Source organism: Streptomyces sp. NPDC002265 (assembly GCF_040296125.1).
Taxonomy (GTDB): domain Bacteria; phylum Actinomycetota; class Actinomycetes; order Streptomycetales; family Streptomycetaceae; genus Streptomyces.
The window spans coordinates 1-2,242 of sequence record NZ_JBEOWS010000636.1; the positions used below are offsets into that span (position 1 = coordinate 1).

A 2,242-nucleotide genomic window follows, 5' to 3' on the forward strand; every position below is an offset into this window, starting at 1 on the left:
GTACGGCATGAGCGCTTTCAGCCACACCCAGGCCCCTGGGTCTGCCGATCGTACGAAGGACCGGAACCAACCCGCCAACAAGGTAAGGAGCGCTTTCGCGGTCTTCTCCCAGTCCTGCCGGGCCGCGTAACGAAAGCTATTCCTCAGCAGATGAACGGAACGGTCTGGACGATCGTCACATAACGGATGAGACGACACTCCCCGACGAGGAACTTACTAGGAGATAATAGGCAATCCACCTACATCAAACGCCCTCTCAGAACGCTGATCGGCCGCCGGTTCCAGATCAGCTGCCCGATCGCAGGGTGGCGGCGGCTGCTGCGCCATCGAGATCAAGGCGCTCCCTCGAATGTCGCGCAGCCTCCTGGCTGCGCCGAGCCGCCATGCAGGTCAGACGGTGGCGGCGAAGGTCAGCGCCGGCGGTCCCATGAGGTCACCAGACCGTAGGTGACCAGGCCGAAAACAAGATGCGGTACAACGTCCGAGGCCCAGTCGCCGGTCGTCCAGGTGTGAGGATCACTGAGCCCAAGACGGGCAATCGGCACGTCGGCGACGGCCATCAGGACTGCTCCGGTCACAGCCCCTCCCAGCCACACGGGCATCCGAGCGCCAGCCTGATGGACCAGCGACACGGCGGCGCCCATCCCGCTCCCCAGAGCGATACCCGTCAACGCTGCGAGCCCGATGAGCCGGTTGCCCTTCGCGGCCGAATCCCGGAGCGGAAGCCCCACCCGGGTAGCGATCGTGTCCACCAGATTCTCCGGGACACTGCTGGCGGGCCTGCCACGCCAGGCCATGTCGGCATAGGACACAGCGTTCAAGGCCGTCGTGCCCGCAGCGCCCGCAGCGCAGCCACGCACAATGGTTCGGATCATGCTCCACGCAGTCCCCGCCTCTGCCCGCACTCCAAACTGCCGCAGGCGGTAGACCACTCGGATCACGGACGATGTGCGGCCGACTGGACGGCGCCGCTCCCAGGACGCCGGTCACCGACAGTTCTGACCTGGCCTGGCCGTGGTCGACGACCGTGCACGGGACGACTTGCACCACGGCGCCGACGCTGCCGGCATCGCACCGCCCGGACCGGGCTTCGAATACTGCGCGACGCGGGCGGCTGCGTCGTACGGGCCATGGTGCTGCGCCGTCGCGTGCAGAAGTTCTGCTGACGCGGCTGCATCCACGGCAGAGCCTCCTGGGCCGTCACCATCCAGGTAGCCGCTCCTGCACCTCTTGCAGTGGCCACCCGTTTCCGTCCGGGTCGCGTCACGAGGCGTAGGAGGCGTAGCTGCGGCCGTCCGGATCGCAGCCGTCGACCCGTACTTCAGCGCCGCTGTCGCAGACCTTGTGGAAGACCTGGCTCAACTCAGCACCCGGCCGGCGAGGTCGGCGCAGGCCGTGTCGAGGTCGAAGACCACGAGGTAGCCCTCGCGGATCCAGATGCCGCGGAGGTGACCCCGCGGCCGAAGATGATCGAGCATTCCGACCCGCGCAGCGGTCGCTGAACGATCCGAAATTCTGGGCCGTCCTCGAAGTCCGCGTCGAGCCGCCATCCCAGACCCTGGTGGAAGTGCAAGACACGGCGGGCCCACCCGGGTGGCGCGAATTCGTCAGCGGACCGACTGCCGACTTTCGTGACGGGTCGTGAATTCATCCCGCAGCCTGATTCGGCCGACCGCACTGGCAGTGGAGCGATTGCGGGCCCGGCTGTCGCGTCGGGTGGGCACCGGGCGGAAGGGGAACCTCAAATAATTCTCCTCGCTGGGTTGGAGTCGGGCGGTCGGGCTGCTTCGGAGGCAGATGAGCCCGTATCGCCCCGTACCCTTGATGATGTCTACGGCGCCACATAGCGGGCGCCGAACGTCTGGAGGCAACACCACGTGCTGATCGCTCAGCGTCCGTCCCTGACCGAAGAGGTCGTCGACGAGTTCCGCTCCCGGTTCGTGATCGAACCGCTGGAGCCTGGTTTCGGCTACACCCTCGGCAATTCCCTCCGCCGAACCCTTCTCTCCTCCATCCCCGGCGCTGCCGTCACCGGCGTCCGCATCGACGGCGTTCTGCACGAGTTCACCACCGTGCCGGGCGTCAAGGAGGACGTCACCGACCTGATCCTCAACATCAAGCAGCTGGTCGTGAGCAGCGAGCAGGATGAGCCGGTCGTGATGTACCTGCGCAAGCAGGGCCCGGGTCTGGTCACCGCCGCCGACATCGCGCCCCCGGCCGGTGTCGAGGTGCACAACCCCGA

Annotated in this window: 2 protein-coding genes; one reads left to right on the plus strand and one right to left on the minus strand. The window is 66.7% G+C overall.

The window, feature by feature from the left end; translation table 11 throughout:
• Positions 1 to 410: 410 nt before the first annotated feature.
• A complete protein-coding gene (locus tag ABT085_RS45800) occupies positions 411 to 875 on the minus strand; it encodes a hypothetical protein (RefSeq protein WP_351623048.1) in 465 nt (154 codons plus the stop codon).
• Positions 876 to 1,877: 1,002 nt separating this feature from the next.
• Here ABT085_RS45800 and ABT085_RS45805 point away from each other — a divergent pair.
• Positions 1,878 to 2,242 (plus strand): DNA-directed RNA polymerase subunit alpha (locus ABT085_RS45805; protein WP_502982995.1); only part of this gene is annotated, 365 nt, incomplete at its 3' end.